13 protein-coding genes and 1 pseudogene are annotated in these 16,468 nt (G+C 45.1%); 2 read left to right on the top strand and 12 right to left on the bottom strand.

Annotated features, from left to right (window positions below; all coding sequences use genetic code 11):
* Positions 1 to 4: 4 nt before the first annotated feature.
* From BWI44_RS17660 to kdpF, 6 genes are all read right to left on the bottom strand, one after another.
* Positions 5 to 1,129: a sensor protein KdpD gene (locus tag BWI44_RS17660; RefSeq protein WP_138291053.1), complete on the bottom strand. Its 1,125-nt coding sequence runs from the start codon at positions 1,127 to 1,129 to the stop codon at positions 5 to 7.
* Between the two features lie 180 nt (positions 1,130 to 1,309).
* The gene (locus BWI44_RS17655) at positions 1,310 to 2,059 is read right to left on the bottom strand and encodes a TorF family putative porin (protein WP_118424427.1); all 750 of its coding nucleotides are present in this window, start codon (positions 2,057 to 2,059) and stop codon (positions 1,310 to 1,312) included.
* Between the two features lie 230 nt (positions 2,060 to 2,289).
* Positions 2,290 to 2,862, bottom strand: a complete 573-nt coding sequence (locus tag BWI44_RS17650; protein WP_138291051.1) for a K(+)-transporting ATPase subunit C — start codon at positions 2,860 to 2,862, stop codon at positions 2,290 to 2,292.
* A 72-nt stretch (positions 2,863 to 2,934) separates the two neighbouring features.
* A complete protein-coding gene (gene kdpB / locus BWI44_RS17645; protein WP_195208819.1) occupies positions 2,935 to 4,983 on the bottom strand; it encodes a potassium-transporting ATPase subunit KdpB in 2,049 nt (682 codons plus the stop codon).
* Between the two features lie 19 nt (positions 4,984 to 5,002).
* Positions 5,003 to 6,709, bottom strand: a complete 1,707-nt coding sequence (kdpA, locus tag BWI44_RS17640) for a potassium-transporting ATPase subunit KdpA (protein WP_195208818.1) — start codon at positions 6,707 to 6,709, stop codon at positions 5,003 to 5,005.
* Positions 6,710 to 6,766: 57 nt separating this feature from the next.
* Positions 6,767 to 6,847: a K(+)-transporting ATPase subunit F gene (kdpF, locus tag BWI44_RS22325; RefSeq protein ID WP_138291096.1), complete on the bottom strand. Its 81-nt coding sequence runs from the start codon at positions 6,845 to 6,847 to the stop codon at positions 6,767 to 6,769.
* 601 nt (positions 6,848 to 7,448) lie between these two features.
* Between kdpF and BWI44_RS17635 the strand changes: the two are divergent.
* Positions 7,449 to 7,999: pseudogene (locus BWI44_RS17635) on the top strand (putative polyvalent protein kinase domain-containing protein).
* 119 nt (positions 8,000 to 8,118) lie between these two features.
* Here the strand turns inward: BWI44_RS17635 and BWI44_RS17630 are convergent.
* Complete coding sequence (locus tag BWI44_RS17630; protein ID WP_195208817.1) at positions 8,119 to 9,462, bottom strand: sigma-54-dependent transcriptional regulator; 1,344 nt, start codon at positions 9,460 to 9,462, stop codon at positions 8,119 to 8,121.
* Between the two features lie 291 nt (positions 9,463 to 9,753).
* Between BWI44_RS17630 and BWI44_RS17625 the strand changes: the two genes are divergently transcribed.
* Entirely contained in the window at positions 9,754 to 11,091 is a 1,338-nt protein-coding gene (locus BWI44_RS17625; protein ID WP_195208852.1) for an amino acid kinase family protein, read from the top strand.
* Between the two features lie 10 nt (positions 11,092 to 11,101).
* Here the strand turns inward: BWI44_RS17625 and BWI44_RS17620 are convergent, their stop codons facing one another.
* The 5 genes from BWI44_RS17620 to BWI44_RS17600 form a co-directional block, all read right to left on the bottom strand.
* Complete coding sequence (locus tag BWI44_RS17620; protein WP_044533051.1) at positions 11,102 to 12,289, bottom strand: AGE family epimerase/isomerase; 1,188 nt, start codon at positions 12,287 to 12,289, stop codon at positions 11,102 to 11,104.
* A gap of 50 nt (positions 12,290 to 12,339) precedes the next feature.
* The gene (locus tag BWI44_RS17615; protein WP_195208816.1) at positions 12,340 to 13,722 is read right to left on the bottom strand and encodes an MFS transporter; all 1,383 of its coding nucleotides are present in this window, start codon (positions 13,720 to 13,722) and stop codon (positions 12,340 to 12,342) included.
* Positions 13,710 to 14,885: a glycoside hydrolase family 130 protein gene (locus tag BWI44_RS17610; RefSeq protein WP_195208815.1), complete on the bottom strand. Its 1,176-nt coding sequence runs from the start codon at positions 14,883 to 14,885 to the stop codon at positions 13,710 to 13,712. The genes BWI44_RS17615 and BWI44_RS17610 overlap by 13 nt, the downstream gene beginning before the upstream one ends.
* A gap of 14 nt (positions 14,886 to 14,899) precedes the next feature.
* Positions 14,900 to 16,012, bottom strand: coding sequence for a glycoside hydrolase family 26 protein (locus tag BWI44_RS17605; protein ID WP_138291044.1), 1,113 nt, complete (start codon positions 16,010 to 16,012; stop codon positions 14,900 to 14,902).
* Between the two features lie 92 nt (positions 16,013 to 16,104).
* Positions 16,105 to 16,468 (bottom strand): uroporphyrinogen decarboxylase family protein (locus tag BWI44_RS17600; protein WP_286815254.1); only part of this gene is annotated, 364 nt, incomplete at its 5' end.

The following is a 16,468-nucleotide window of genomic DNA, read 5'->3' as shown; positions in this document are numbered from 1 at the left end:
AATTTTATGCAAGTATAATCAAATCTATGTTTGCTTGCGCCAATTCGCTCACAAATTTTCTGTATTTCAACACCATGAACAAGGATTGCGGAAAACGGAAAGCAGGACTGCCCATGCAAACAGAAGTAATCTGTCTCTCTTTACAAGTACGGATGATGGCGTCCAACACATCTTTCGATTGTACCTGAACCACTTCACCATCCAACTCAGTGACCAGCTTAAAGTGATTCAGCAGATAGCGCTGGCTTGCCAGGTCGATGCGGTCGGCACTCTCGCGGGGCGTCTGCACATACAGGGCAATGAAAGAAGTATTGTAGCGGGTAGCCAGCCGTGCCGCCTTACGGATGATGCGCCGTGGCGTCTTCTCATGACTGCTGATGCATGCCAGAAACTTCTCGTGCCGGACGCCTACGCTCGAAATGACGACTTCGTTCTCCACCTTCTTCTCCACTCGCAGGGCTACTTCCTTCAAGGCCAGTTCACGAAGTTGGAGGATGTTCTCGGTCCGGAAGAAGTTGGTCAGTGCCGTCTGCACCTTCTCCGGGCGATAAATCTTGCCGGCTTTCAGACGGGTTATCAGTTCTTCGGCAGTCAGGTCGATGTTCACCACCTCGTCCGCTTCCTGAAGGACACTGTCGGGGATGCGCTCTTTGACTTCGATGCCGGAGATGCCTTGCACTTCTTCGTTCACGCTCTCGATGTGCTGGATGTTGACGGCGGAAATCACGTTGATGCCTTCGTCCAAAAGGTCCATCACGTCCTGCCAACGCTTTTCGTTACGACTGCCTTCTACGTTGGTATGCGCCAGTTCGTCCACGATGACTATTTCGGGATGGATGCGAATGATACCCTCCAAATCCATCTCTTCCAGTTCCTTGCCTTTGTAGAATATCCGGCGGCGGGGGATGACGGGCAGGCCTGCAAGGAGAGCTTCCGTCCCGGCACGTCCGTGGGTTTCGATGTAGCCGATTTGCACGTCTACGCCGTTGTCCAGCAGGTCGTGGGCTTCCTGGAGCATCCGGTAAGACTTGCCCACACCGGCTATCATGCCGATGTAAATCTTGAACTTGCCACGACGGGATTTCTTTATCAGGTCGAGGAAGTGTTGCACGTTTTGTTCTCTGTCCATACCTTTAAGTAGTTATTATTATGGGTTAGCCGGGATTAGTAAGTGAGTTGGTATATCATCAATACGGATGATGGATAGAATCAATGCCAATGATTCCTACAATCAATGCCAATGATTCCCACAATCAATGCCAATGATTCTATGCTAAGTCATAGAGACAAGATACCTCTGTCACTTACATTAAGGCTTTAAGGTTATGCCAAAGACTAAGTGGGTATCTTCCAAACAAGGATTCCAGATAGCCTGTGCAAATATAGGCAATGAAAATGAGTCTGTTATCCTGATAGCCGTAGTAGCTTTCAATGCTACATTGGTAAAGGCAAAACCGGAGTTTCCATATCCTACCGTATAAGTTTCATAAGGAACGAATCCTACGGTTGCATTCAAACCTACCGACTTCACGCTGAACGGATAGTTCAGTTCACAATAGGAAGAATAGTTTTGCGCGCCTTCCTCATTTTTATCGGCTCCCGCAAACATAGTGTACCAAGCTATGGACAGGGGAAACTTCTCGCAAGGCAACGTATAGGCCAGACCAGCTTCAAAGAAATGTGCCGTCTCATGACTTTTGAAGTTGAAATACTGCCGGGCACCCTGTCCCGCCCACCAAAGGCTTGCCACAGACAGTGACAGACCGGACTCGCCGAATGCGTAAGCTGCCGTCAGGTCTATCTCCTTGTTTGCCTGGCCTTCGGTAGATTTATAACCGTCGAAGTCCGTGGAACCCCACGCAGTCAGAGAGAAGCCGCCGATGCCGAAACCCAGTGTAGGTTGGAAGCTGGCTCCCGTCTGATATACGCCGCGCCAGACGTAAGAGCTTACTAAATCACCCTGCACGGTAAATTCCTGTGCCTTCACATCGTTTGTCCCGAAAAAACATGCAGCAACAATGGCTGCTATTACAAAAAACGTTCTTTTTACTTGTTTCATAATTCATTCAATCTTTAAAATACAATCTCTTAAAAAGAGAGAGGCGTGTCTCCGTTCACCCTGTTTTTAGACATCACCATGGCAAAATATGAACGGAGCCTGTCCGCCTCTCTGTGAGATACAAGATACGAGCTACAAGCTACGAGTGACGAGTACCTTTCGGCATGATAGCCGGGCGAATAATTATTCGCCCACAAGTATAGCGCAGCAACTTGTAACCTGTAGCTTAACTACTTATTTGCCTCTTCGAGTGCAATGTTCAGTTTCAACACATTCACCTTTTCCGTCCCGAAAAGGCCGAGAAGCGGTTTCTGTACTGCATTGTCTACGAGAGTCTTTACTTGTGCCTCATCCATGCCACGTGCCTGGGCTACGCGTTTCACCTGTACATAAGCACTGGCGGGAGTGATATCCGGATCAAGCCCCGAAGCACTGGCTGTCACCATTTCAGCCGGAACGTCCTTGCGTTGCAGATAGGGATGGTGCACCAGGAAAGTATCAATACGGGCTTCTACTTCCGAAAGATATTCTTCGTTGGTAGGACCTTTGTTGCTACCGGAAGAACTGGCAGCATCGTAACCGTCACCGGCATGGGAAGGACGTCCCCAGAAGTAGATGTCTTTTGTGAACATCTGCCCTACATTAGCGGCACCGACCACCTTACCATCCAGAGTCGCTACTTCCGCATTACCCTTATTTGGACCTACCACCTGAGCAAATATCCACAGGATAAGGATATAGAATACAGAGAAGAACACGCAAAAAGCAAGTGTTATTTTGAGGGATTTCAATAAAGTTTTCATTATCTTGTTATTTATTAGTTTGTTATTATCAGGCCTTCTTCCGAAAGGAAACCCGGCCGGGGCGCCTCGCCCCTAAAAGAATAAACTGACCACCATATCTATTAATTTAATTCCGATAAAGGGTGCAATGACACCGCCTAAGCCATAAATCAGCAAGTTGCGGCGAAGCAATGCACTGGCACCAATCGGTTTATACTGTACTCCTTTCAGTGCCAACGGAATCAATATAGGAATAATGACAGCGTTAAAGATTATAGCTGAAAGGATGGCTGACTCAGGACTATGCAGCCCCATGACGTTCAGCGGTGCTAACTGAGGGATGGCTACCATAAACAAAGCGGGAATAATCGCAAAGTATTTAGCCACGTCATTTGCTATAGAGAACGTGGTCAATGTACCGCGCGTCATCAACAACTGTTTGCCGATTTCCACAATTTCAATCAGCTTCGTAGGATCATTGTCCAAGTCCACCATATTACCGGCTTCCTTTGCAGCCTGCGTACCGCTATTCATAGCAACGCCCACATTTGCCTGTGCCAATGCCGGAGCATCATTTGTACCGTCTCCCATCATTGCCACCAGCTTACCGGATTGTTGCTCTTTCTTGATGTACTCCATCTTGTCTTCCGGCTTAGCCTCGGCAATAAAATCATCCACACCGGCCTTTTCCGCGATGTACTTTGCCGTCAGCGGGTTATCTCCGGTCACCATTACCGTCTTCACTCCCATCTTGCGAAGGCGTTCGAAACGTTCCTGAATACCCGGTTTGATGATATCCTGCAACTCAATAACGCCAGCCACCTGCCGGTTGACACACACTACCAACGGTGTACCGCCGTTACTTGAAATTGCAGCAATCACATCTTCCACCTCTTTCGGGAAACTGTTTCCGGCACTCTCCGTAATCCGACGGATAGCATCGAAAGCACCTTTACGTATCTGAGTACCATTTTGCAAATCCACGCCTGAACACTTTGTTTCGGCAGTGAACTTAATCATCCGGGCACCCGTAGTATTCAGGTCACGCATGCGGCGACCTGTTTCCCGTCCCAGTTCTATAATTGATTTACCTTCCGGTGTTTCATCGGAGATGGAGGACAGCAGGCAAGCCTCAATAAAATCACGTTCGTCCACACCGGGAGCTGCATAGAACTTCGTAGCTTTACGGTTACCGATTGTAATAGTTCCCGTCTTATCCAGCAGCAACGTATCAATATCACCGGCCGTTTCCACCGCCTTACCCGATTTCGTTATCACATTGGCACGAAGCGCACGGTCCATACCTGCAATGCCGATAGCGGAAAGCAGACCACCGATTGTCGTCGGTATCAGGCAGACAAACAGGGAGAGAATAGCTGCAATCGAGATGTACGTTCCCGGATGATCTATATTCGTATAGTCCGCCATCGGAATCAGCGTGACGCAAACAATCACGAATACCAGTGTGAAACCTGCCAGCAGGATAGTCAACGCTATTTCATTCGGTGTTTTCCTCCGGGTAGCGCCTTCCACCAAGGCAATCATCTTGTCGAGGAAGCTCTCACCCTGTTGTTGGGTTACCAATACCTTTATCTTATCAGAAAGCACCTTCGTACCACCGGTTACAGAACTCTTATCTCCACCCGCCTCACGGATTACCGGGGCAGATTCGCCTGTGATGGCACTTTCATCAATGGAAGCCAGTCCTTCTACGATCTCACCGTCAGCCGGAATCGTATCACCGGCTTCGCAAATAAAGTAATCACCTTTCTTCAGGCGTGCACTACTGATATTGCAGACTTTGCCATCAATCAGGATTTTAGCGGGAGTCTCCTCACGCGTCTTGCGCAAACTGTCGGCCTGGGCCTTACCACGAGCCTCGGCAATAGCCTCAGCGAAGTTGGCGAACAGCAGAGTAACAAAGAGAACGACGAACACCAGGAAGTTGTATCCGAATGTTCCATATTCCGTAGTTCCCAGCGAGAGGATGCAGACCACCAGCATCACCAGCGTCACAAGCTCCACCGTAAACATAATCGGATTCTTAATCATCACCCGTGGATCCAACTTCACGAATGATTGCTTCAAGCTTTCCATAACTTGCTCCTTTTGAAACAAAGAAGCTGATTTCTTATCTTTCATATCTTTCTTTTTCTACTACTTACAAACTAAAATGTTCAGCAATCGTACTCAACGCATGCACCGGGAAGAATGACAGGGCAGCTACAATGAAGATAACCGCGAAAGTCATCACAGCAAATGTAACCGTATCCGTCTTCAGTGTACCGGCACTTTCCGGGATGAACTTCTTCTGCGCCAGCAGTCCCGCAATGGCTACCTGACCGATAATCGGAATAAATCGACTCAGGATAAGCACCCAACCGCAAGCGTAGTTCCAGAAATAAGTATTATCTCCCAGTCCCTCGAAACCGGACCCGTTATTAGCTGCACACGAAGTAAACTCATACAATTGCTCGCTCAGCCCATGGAAACCCGGATTATTCAGCCAACCGCCCTCGCTCGCCACGAAATCGGGATGATGGGCAAACAGATACGTGGACAGAGCCGTTCCTACCAGAATCACAAACGGATGAAGCAACGCCACAACGGTCGCAATCTTCATTTCGCGTGCTTCCACCTTCTTACCGAGGAACTCCGGCGTACGCCCTACCATCAGTCCGCTGATAAACACGGCTATGATTATGAACGTATAGTAGTTCATCCAACCTACCCCGACACCACCAAACCAGGTATTAATCTGCATATTCAGCATCTCCATCAGTCCGCTGAGCGGCATCGTAGAGTCGTGCATACCATTCACCGAACCGTTGGAAGTGACGGTGGTCGTAATACTCCATAAGGCTGTTGCAGCAGAACCAAGTCGTACCTCTTTTCCCTCCATCGCTCCGCCATCCTGCGCAATACCCAGTTCGTCAATACGCGGGTTACCGTTCATCTCCTGATAGACATTGATGCCGACACCCGCCAGATAGGCAAAGAGCATTACACCGAATATACTATAAGCCAGTTTCTTACGATTGGAATAGAAACCGAGTGCGAAAACCATTGCCATCGGGATGATAAGGATAGACCAACATTCCACCATATTCGTCAGATACGACGGGTTCTCCAACGGATGCGAAGAGTTTACACCAAAATAACCGCCACCATTGGTACCCAGTTGCTTGATGGGCACGATGGCAGCCGCAGGCCCCTGCGATACCAGTTGTTCCTGTCCTTCGAGCGTGGTCACCTCCATCTTTCCGTCAAAGCCCATCGGAGTACCTTCTATAATAAGGATGAAACCCACAATCAGCGAAAGCGGCAACAGGATACGTGTACTACTCAATACAAGAAAATTCCAGAAGTTACCTATTGTCTTAGTCGTTTTCACGGAGATGGACTTCATGATACCCGCCATAGCCGCCATACCCGTTGCCGCCGTAATAAACTGGAACAGCATGATGACAAACAACTGCGTAAAGTAAGTCAGCCCGCTTTCACCGGAATAGTGCTGCAAGTTACAGTTCACCATAAAACTGATGCAGGTGTTGAATGCCTGATCCGGTGTCTGCGGCCCGTTGCCGTCGGGATTCAAAGGCAGCCAGTGTTGAGTAACCAGCAGCACCATGCCCCACACAAACCAGAAAGCATTCAGTATCAGCAATGCTTTCAGGAACTGTTTCCAGTTCATCTCCTCGGCGGGATTGATGCCACACACTTTAAAAATAAGTCTCTCAATCGGCTTCATGAAGTCCGACCATGTCTTTTGTCCTTTATAGACCTTTGCAATATATTTTCCCAACGGGTAAGCCAGTACCACCATCAGGACTATTTGCAGGACTACACCTAAAATTTCTGTGTTCATTTCTCTAATTCATTAATAGAATGATACCTTAACTGTCAATTATCCATTGTCAATTGCCTAAAACTTCTCCGGTTTTACGAGCACATACATCAAATACCCGAAAACCGCAATACCCAATACCAATAATGCTATGTACATAATTCTCTCTCCTTCTTAAATCTTTTCAAACCAATCCACACATTTCCAGAATAGCCCGAAAGCGAGCAACCCGCTCGCGAGGCAGAAAATAAATGAAATCGTTATTCCCATGTCTTTTACCTTTTATCAGATTAATACTATTACTTTGTTTGCCACAACAATGCCAAAGACGTGCCAAAAGCGCGAGAAGAGCCTTAACAATCTGATTTACAATAAGCTGACAATTCCATTACAGCCAATCCGCCTCCGCCCCACCCTTCCAAAATGAAAGGGTGCCCTATCAAAACAAAAAACGGCAGAACCCCAAAAACCAACCCGAACAGCGATGGCAATTTAGAAGAGAACCCGCTAGGATAGACAGCACGCACAAAGGCAGGAAGACAGAAATCCCTTTCGGACAGTAGATTAGTGCTGCTGGAAGGGGATTTTAATGGTTAAGTTGATAAAGGATAACAGGTCTACAGAGACAGATAAATCAACTGTATTTATTTTTAGCCAATGCTTTTTCTATGGTTTCTCCGATAGATTTACCACATTTGCATCAGCCACATAAAACGTGTTAAAGCATGGAAAAAACCTATATTAATGAATTTCATAAGCAATGGATAGAAAGCACCTTGAAGTCGATAACCTCTTGGCAGAAACAGCCCATCTCGTTAGAAGAGAAAAAGAAGCAACAGGAAATGCTGAACCGCCAGAGGGATATAAGAGAGGGCAAATACTCTTTCTTTATCTTACCTCAATAAAGGCGGGGAGAATGAAGTTTTCACCGGAAATGAAGATATTGTATTCAAATTGAATAACTTTGAATATGCAGGTGATGACCTTACCAACTTCTTCATCCGAATAGAAGCACATAACCATTTCTTCTACAATGTAGCTTACACTTTAGTAGGTTTTGCCTATAATAGTATGCATGAGTTTTGTGCTGTATTAGTTCAGCCTTATGTTAGGGCAAAGCGAGAAGCTACGGAAGAAGAAATAGCAGATTACATGGAAGCATTAGGCTTTGAGATGGACTATGAAGATGAATACCATAATGAAGAATATGAAGTTTTTGATGCTGTTCCTAATAATGTTCTTTATGGAATAGATAATAAACTATACTTCATAGATACCCAAATCAGACTGAGATTAAGGCATATTGAGTGATATATAGCTTTTCCTCCTATTCGTTTATAATATAGTATCTTATCTCTTTCTTGTTAAACAATACAAAGATAGCAATGTTTTTCCGAAAAGCCCGTCTCGGCATGCCCCGAAATGCAAGCCTAAATCTTATATTCCTCTATCTTCCTGTACAGCGTTGTCAAGCCGATTTTCAACAGTCGTGCCGCTTCTGTCTTATTCCCTTTCGTATATTCTAGTACACGGGCAATGTGACGGCGTTCCATAGCCGAAAGCTCGAAGCAGCCGGGCATGCCGTCGTCCGATTGCTCGTAATGGGCATTCTGAATCTCCAACGGTAAATCTGCAATATCCAGACGATCACCTTCGCAAACGATGAGGCTGCGCTCTATCACATTACGCAACTCGCGGATATTCCCTTTCCAGGGTTGTTGTTCCAGTGTACTGAGAAATTCGGGAGTAATCTCATTAATGGCACGCGACAGTTGTGCTGAGAAGTTCCGTATAAACGCCTTTGCCAGCAGGCGGATATCTCCCGTACGCTCGCGCAGCGGCGGCAGGTGTACTTGAAATACGCCAAGCCGATAGAAGAGGTCTTCACGGAAACGCCCTTTGGCTATCTCTTCCGGCAGATTACGGTTGGTTGCCGCAATAATACGCACATTGACGCGTGTCGGTTTCGTATCGCCTATCTTGATATATTCTCCTGTTTCGAGGATACGCAACAACTTGGCTTGCAGTTCAAAAGCCATCTCACCGATCTCATCCAGAAAGATAGTGCCATGGTTCGCCTCCTCAAACAAACCCTTCTTATCTTTCAACGCTCCCGTAAACGAACCTGCCTTATGCCCGAACATCTCACTTTCCAGCAGCTCCTTACTGAACGAGGAACAGTTCACAGCCACAAAGTTCTGCTTTGCCCGCTTACTATTATAATGAATGGCTTGGGCAAATACCTCCTTACCCGTTCCCGTTTCTCCCGTCAGTAACACAGGAACATCGGTCACCGCAACCTTCCGTGCAAGCAATACCGCTTCTTTCAGTGATTTGGATTCTCCCAGAATGGACTCGAACGAATACGTCTGTCCCACTTTCTTTTCAAGCTTTTCCAAACGGACATTTATCCGCGCTTTCTCCATGGCACGACTGATGAGGGGAATTATCTTATTATTGTCATCTCCCTTTGTGATATAGTCGAAAGCTCCATTCTTGATGGCCTGTACCCCGTCGGGGATATTGCCATGCGCCGTCAGCAGAATGACTTCCACATTAGGAGCCGCCTTTTTGATGGACAACACTAGGTCCACCCCATTTCCATCGGGCAGAAACACATCACACAAAGCTACGTCGGGGGTTTGGAGTTCCAGTTGTCGTAGGGCGGCCCTGCAATCACCAGCCTGACAGACTTCATATCCTTCTAACTCCATCATACGCGCTAAAAGGGTACGGATTTGTACCTCGTCATCAACGATTAGAATCTTACTCATATCTTATTCGGATAAGTGTTTAAACTGATAATGGTAAAAACAAGGTGTGCAAATATAAAGCTTTTCCCGAATACGAGCGGCACATCTTTTGAACTTTTATAGTAGAGGAACGGAAAGCTACTGAATCTCCTTTATAGCTTAACTCCATATATACAAGGAGATAAGGGTTCAGACAGCCTCCACACTTTACGGATAATTCTCTTCCATTTTGATAAAATCACCCCTGAAATGGAAAGGAAAAAGAAACTTCCGGCAAGCATCATTCAATAAATAACTAAAAAAATGAAGAATATGGAAATCTGTAAATTCAATGGAAATTCAACCGCATCCGTAGAAGGAATGCAACATGTTGCCAAACTGATTATGAACAACCAGCCTACGATAGCAATACTATCGGCAGCAGAGGATGTCACTAAACACCTGGACGAAATAGCCGCCTGCTTCTTCAGCCGTAATACAGAGGAGGCACATGAGAAGATCACCCGGCTGGAGTTCCAGTTCATTGACTTCGCCAATGAACTTCTTACGGATGATGAAATCAAGCATCAGGCCATCCGGTGCATACTCGATAGTTTCCAGGCTATCTGGAAGTATTGCCTGGAACCCTTTACCTCAGCTGACGAGAAAGATATTCTGGCACAAGGAGAACTACTCACCAGTACATTAATGAGTCTTTATCTTCAGGAACAGAAAGTCGATAATGCCATGCTTTGTGCATTCGACTTCATACGCGTAGGTACAAACCGGGAAGTAGATATCGAATACATAGAGCAAAAACTGGATAAGCAGCTGAAACTCTATCCCGGCACTCACCTGTTTATCACTCAGGGAAGTATCTGTAAAAATGCTTTTGGCGAAACCGATTACCTGAAACAAGGCGGCAGCGATTATACGGCAGCCCTTATTGGTGTGGCCTTGCATGCAAAAGAGATAAAGCTATGGACAAACTTTGCCATACGCAACAACGACACGTTGGTCATAAAGGACGCTGATACAATCCGGAACCTCAGCTACAGCGAGGCGGAACGTCTGATCTATTTCAATCCGCAAATTCTTCATCCGTTCTGTCTTGCTACAGCACGGAAAGGAAACGTTCCTATTCATCTGCTCAATCCGATGAATCCGATGGTGGAAGGAACTTACATCTCCGATAATTTGCAAAATGGAGAAGCTGTAAAAGCTATTGCAGCAAAGGACTCAGCGATTTATATTCGCTTTGAGTCAAACCATACGCTACGGCCTTATCTGTTTATCAGTAAGATTATGGAAATTTTTGCCAAATACCGGACGAATCCCTGCCTGTTAACTTCATCCAATGATAATATATCGATTGTGACGGATAACAAGGAGTTCCTGTCCCGTATTCTGCGTGAACTAAACAGATATGCCCAAATATGGGTAGAGGACCGTATGTCCATTGTTTCGGTTGTGGGTAATATGAAGTCTTCGTGCATCGCCATGGAAAACCGGATTATTGATGCACTGAAGAATATCCCGTTGAGAATGATTTCGTACGGAAGTGACGAGAATGATGTATCGATTGTAGTCAGGGGAACAGATAAAGCAGAAGTACTCCGGTTGCTTGATGAAAAGTTACTGAAACCGGAGTACTTCGGAAAAGCTTGTTAGAGGAAGATATCTATGAAAAGCGTTCCATTATTTCCATACACATACGTCCATTATGGTACGGGCATTTCCAGAAACCCGCTTTATCATCGTCGGTATTTACCGTACCATCTGCATATATGCTCCAGTACCATTCGCCGTTCCGGTTGTCTATCAGATTCTTCTTGATGAATTCCCAGCAACGGAAAGCTTTCTGTAAGGCTACCTCATCATCAAAGTGCTGGTAAAGGTTGCTGTGTCCTACTATATTTTCAGCTTGCACCCACCAGTGACGGTCTGTATCCGTCCTTTGCTTTGTAAGAAAAGTTTCATAGGCCATAGCTCCGTCGGATGCCAGGCCTTCATCGGCAGCGGCAGCTATAAACTCAACCAATGGTTCCACCTTTTCTAACAGAGCCTCATCTCCCAGCACCAACGCTGCTTCATGAATCAGCCAAGAAGCTTCAATGTCATGTCCATAGGAAACAATGCGATATTTACTATTCCAGTCTTCATCAAAGAAAAGCTCCAGGTGCCCGGTCTCAGCATTCAATATCTTATCGATAAAAATCTCTATCAGGTTACAAAGCTGACTTTTCAGCGAATCATTCTTCCATACACGATAAAGATTAGTATAAGGCTCCAGAATATGCAGATGGGTATTCATGGTTTTACATTCATTCTCATCTTTATCGCTCAGACGCATATCGGCAAGCTCACTCCATCCCCGGGTAAGGGCTTCACAATATCCATTCTTTACGGAATCGAAGCTATACCTTTCAATATCTTCAAACAAGCGGATAGCATAGTCCAAGGCCTCCTTATCACCTGTAGCACGATGGTATTCACTTAAGCCATAAATTGCAAATCCGATGGCATATATTTGTTTTTTGGTATCCAACGGATTCCCTTTATAATCGAGTGACCAATAGATACCACCGAATTCTTTATCATAAAAACGGTCAATGATGATTCGCTTGGCACGGGTTGCTGTAGTCAGATATTCTTCATTTCCTAACAAGCGGTAAGCAGCCGAAAATGTCCAGAGAATACGTGCATTCAAAATGGCCCCTTTCTCTGCTTCCGGCATCAGGATGCCTGTTCCCGTAATACGGCCATAAAATCCTCCGTTCACTTCATCTTTCATTCTGTTCATCCAAAATGGAAGGATGTTGCCTATCAACTCTGCTTCCATTTCTTTTCTCATACTCTTGATGTCCATCATTCAATTTGCAATTTAATCATTTACAAATACCAATTATTTCCCGTCATTTATAGCTGGGCAGCCCGTATCTTCTTCAGCTTTTCATCAACCTCTGCAACACGTTTCTTTGTCAACGGATAAAAGTATACGACTATCATAGCCAAAACGGCCACGGCAGCCGGTATCCAACTCATCAGCAAATTCAGTCCGGTCAAGGCTTCTTCTGTTTGTACTGCTCCCTCGGCCGTATTGTAACCGAATGCAGCCAGAATCCACATGACGGCAGCACCCCCAAACGCACCGCCAAACTTCTGCGCCATAGATGAAGAAGAGAAAATGAGTCCTGTTGAAGCCGTTCCGTCTTTTAGTTCGGCATAATCTGAAACATCCGCATACATACTCCATACCAACGGAGATACAATACCTGTGCAAACAGATATGACGACTTGCATAGCCAGCATCAACCAAAAACCTGATGGCGTACAAGGCAGGTAAAAGAACAAAATACTTAATACTGCCAAAGCAGCCATAGTCGAAATATAAGTAGATTTCTTACCTAATGAACGGGAAAGGGGAACCGCTAATACAACTCCAATCATATTTGAAACTTCTCCGACACTCAGAAACAATCCGGCATAAAACAAGAGTGAAAAGTCACCCAAACTTAAGAATATGCCATCACCTATATAATCTTTGAAGAAGTATGCGGCTGTAGCACCGCGCACCGTGCTGAATAAATTAGAACACAAAGCCGCACCGATAAGTAGCCACCAAGGAACATTAGCGAGTAACGATTTAATATCTTTTCCGATAGAAACCGTAGAGATACTCTTTATGTATTCCCGCGTCATACTGAAACAAAGTAAGAATATGACGAAACAGAATGCAGCAATCACAATCATGGAATACTGCCAACTTACGGTCAACGAACCCGTCATTTCCTTAAACCAGGCACATAACGGTTCCCAGGCAAACAAAGCAATAAAACTACCACCATAGGCAAAGAACATCCGGTAAGAAGAAAAAACAGTCTTCGTGTCCGAATCATCCGTCATTACCCCCAGCATGGCTCCATATGGAACATTGATAGCTGTATAGACCGTCATCATCAGTATATAAGTGATGTATGCCCAGACAAGTTTACCTGTTGATCCAAAGTCAGGAGTTGTAAACAGCAACACACCGCAAACAGCAAACGGAAGAGAAATCCACAGTAAATAAGGACGGTATTTTCCCCAACGGGTTTGTGTCCTGTCTGCTATCACTCCCATCATCGGATCGGATACAGCATCCCAGATGCGTGTTACCAATAACAAAACCCCGGTATCTGCTAAGCTCAAACCATATATATTTGAATAAAATATGGGCAGATAGTAGGAGAATATCTTCCAAAACATAGAGGAAGACATATCACCGAAACCGTAGCCAATTTTCTCTTTTAGTGCTGCCATATCTTCAGGTTCTTATCAATAAGTTTCTTCAGAGTCTCTACGGAGGCGAAAGAAGATAAACCGTCAGCCGGCGTGTTCATACAGTAATCGACCAACTTATCCACCGTGGAAGTAGCCACATGCATCCGTGTATCCGAAGAAGCATAATAGATAAACACCTTACCATCTTCATCAGCAATCCAACCATTAGTAAAAAGCACGTTACTTACATCACCGATCCGCTCTTCTCCCACAGGTGCCATGAAATAACCACCAGGAGCGGCAATAAGTTTTGTCGGGTCATCCAAGGCAGTCATATACATATAAAGTACATAACGCAATCCGGCAGCACAAGCACGTACCCCATGAGCCAGATGCAACCAACCTTTCGGCGTTTTTACCGGATGAGGACCTTCTCCATTCTTCACCTCTTTAATGGTATGATAATAGCGGTAATCTATAATCTTTTCCTCTTTCACTTCTGCATGGGTCATATCGTCCACCAAAGCCCAACCAATACCGCCACCGCTTCCGGCATTAATAAATCCATCTTGCGGACGGGTATAAAGGGCATATTTTCCATCTACAAATTCCGGATGAAGCACTACATTACGTTGCTGGCTTCTGGATTTTAAATCAGGCAAACGCTCCCAGTTCTTCAAGTCTTTTGTACGGGCAATGCCGGCTGTAGCAGTAGCTGAAGATAAATCACCCAAAGGTGCATTATCATCATGGCGTTCGGCGCAGAAGATACCATAAATCCAGCCATCTTCATGGGCCGTGAGACGCATGTCATAAATATTGGTAGCCGGAATCAAATCCTCAGGCATAGTTACGGGATAATCCCAAAAACGGAAATTATCGATTCCATTCGGACTTTCTGCAATCGCAAAAAATGATTTCCGGTCGGCACCTTCCACACGTATCATCATCAAGTATTTACCATTCCACTTAATAGCACCTGAATTAAGGGTTGCATTAATGCCGATGCGCTCCATCAGATAAGGATTGGAATCTTCATTCAAATCATATCGCCAGAAGACAGGTGCATGTGCCGCCGTCACTACCGGATATTTGTAACGTGTGAAAATACCGTTTCCACCCTCTACCGGCTCATTTTTTCTTGTTATCAGCTCTTCGTGTTCCTGAAAGAGTCTCTTTACCTTATCACTAAAAGTTTCCATATTGATAGTTTTTCTTATTTATACAAAGAGTTTACATCTGCCGCAAACAAGGTTTTAGGATGCTTATAGAATTCTGCAAAATCATCAGCAGAAATCTGTCCCGGATAAGGGGCATAGAAATGAGTAACACGCTCACGGGCATTGCGCCATACCAATACATAAGCTATCGGATATTTCTCAATGGCAGGCAGCAAAGTTCCGGTCCACCATTTCGAATCGGGAATACCCTCATATCCGGTTTCAGTGATAGCAATTATTTTATTGTGTACTTTACCGATGCTATCTATAATGGCAAGCGATTTTTCAAGATTAGCAATATAACTATCACGATCGAATTGATAAGTATCGAAGCCTATTACATCAACCAGATCATCTCCCGGATAACGTTTCAGGTATTGTACGGTATCTTGTGGCTCGGAACCGGGGGAGTAAGCATAAAGAGCATTATTCACACCATCTTCACGAAGAATATCCACCGTCATATGCCAGAGTGCTTTATATTCTTCGGGAGTACAGAGTTTCTCACCCCACCAGAACCAACTACCTGTATGCTCGTGCCATGGTCGGAAAAGTACGGGGACTTTTACTCCATCCTCTGTCTGCAGAGAATTAATAAAGGCAGATACTTTACTTACCCAGCCGGTGAATTTTTCATGATTGCTTCCTCCAGGAAGAACTGACTTCACCACTGTTGTATCCGATACATCCCAAGAGTCTCCACCTGTCAGCGGATTACGTAAATGCCAACTCAAAGAAGACATTCCTCCTCTTTGATATTGGTTCAGTATTTCTCGACGAATCTTACTGAACGGAACATTATCCAGGCTCACTGTATCACCCAGTTCTATATGTCCCAGATCGAAACTGATAACAGCGGGATAATCTCCGCACACGCTTTTTACGTCGGAGCGTCCCTCTTCACCATCCCAGCCTATACCATAGTTAGTATCATCATGATGTCCGAACATAATCCCTTTAGATGATACTTTTTTAAGGTTAGCAAGTAAATTCTCCGTTTCTGTTGTACGCATAGAAGACGAACTAAAATTTGACTGTTTCTGACCCGGTCCACATGCTACAAGAGCAGTAGTGGCCAATGTTAACGCAATCCCTTTAAGCTTATTCATTTTTATACTATTTAGATTCCCATTTATTTTACACGACAAAGATAGCTGACTGTAAACGGATAAACTGATACAATTTTATCTCTTTTTTGTCTTTATCTGCCACACTTATTATTATATTTCTCCACTGCCTGATAAAAAGCTTCAATATTGGCAAATGGAACTTCCGGAGGGGTATCACAACCACTTGAAATTACAAAATTCGGATATGAAGATGTGCGATTCAGAAGCTCCTCTGTCTGACGGACAACTACCTCCGGCAAGGCCATCTTGAAAATACCAACCGGATCCAGATTACCCATAACCAGTACATCTGCAGGACAAACTTTCAGTGCTTCTACCATATCAGCCTTATTTCCAAAATGATATCCTTTGGCACCGGTTTTCAACATAGCAGGAGTACAATGTCCTGTATTACCACAGTTATGAAGAATCACTGCAAACGAATCATCTTGTACC

This window comes from Bacteroides sp. Phil13 (assembly GCF_001940965.1).
Lineage (GTDB): Bacteria > Bacteroidota > Bacteroidia > Bacteroidales > Bacteroidaceae > Bacteroides > Bacteroides intestinalis.
The sequence above is the reverse complement of the archived record's forward strand: the minus strand, read 5'-3'. Positions and strand labels throughout refer to the sequence as shown.

Excerpts from the sequence above, each read along its gene's own strand:
- BWI44_RS17605 (WP_138291044.1), bottom strand. The coding sequence starts at position 16,012 with ATGAATAAGCTTAAAGGGATTGCGTTAACATTGGCCACTACTGCTCTT.
- kdpA (WP_195208818.1), bottom strand. The coding sequence starts at position 6,709 with ATGAACACAGAAATTTTAGGTGTAGTCCTGCAAATAGTCCTGATGGTG.
- kdpB (WP_195208819.1), bottom strand. The coding sequence starts at position 4,983 with ATGAAAGATAAGAAATCAGCTTCTTTGTTTCAAAAGGAGCAAGTTATG.
- BWI44_RS17630 (WP_195208817.1), bottom strand. The coding sequence starts at position 9,462 with ATGAGTAAGATTCTAATCGTTGATGACGAGGTACAAATCCGTACCCTT.
- BWI44_RS17655 (WP_118424427.1), bottom strand. The coding sequence starts at position 2,059 with ATGAAACAAGTAAAAAGAACGTTTTTTGTAATAGCAGCCATTGTTGCT.
- BWI44_RS17625 (WP_195208852.1), top strand. The coding sequence starts at position 9,754 with ATGGAAATCTGTAAATTCAATGGAAATTCAACCGCATCCGTAGAAGGA.
- BWI44_RS17615 (WP_195208816.1), bottom strand. The coding sequence starts at position 13,722 with ATGGCAGCACTAAAAGAGAAAATTGGCTACGGTTTCGGTGATATGTCT.
- BWI44_RS17620 (WP_044533051.1), bottom strand. The coding sequence starts at position 12,289 with ATGGACATCAAGAGTATGAGAAAAGAAATGGAAGCAGAGTTGATAGGC.
- BWI44_RS17650 (WP_138291051.1), bottom strand. The coding sequence starts at position 2,862 with ATGAAAACTTTATTGAAATCCCTCAAAATAACACTTGCTTTTTGCGTG.
- BWI44_RS17660 (WP_138291053.1), bottom strand. The coding sequence starts at position 1,129 with ATGGACAGAGAACAAAACGTGCAACACTTCCTCGACCTGATAAAGAAA.
- BWI44_RS17610 (WP_195208815.1), bottom strand. The coding sequence starts at position 14,885 with ATGGAAACTTTTAGTGATAAGGTAAAGAGACTCTTTCAGGAACACGAA.
- kdpF (WP_138291096.1), bottom strand. The coding sequence starts at position 6,847 with ATGTACATAGCATTATTGGTATTGGGTATTGCGGTTTTCGGGTATTTG.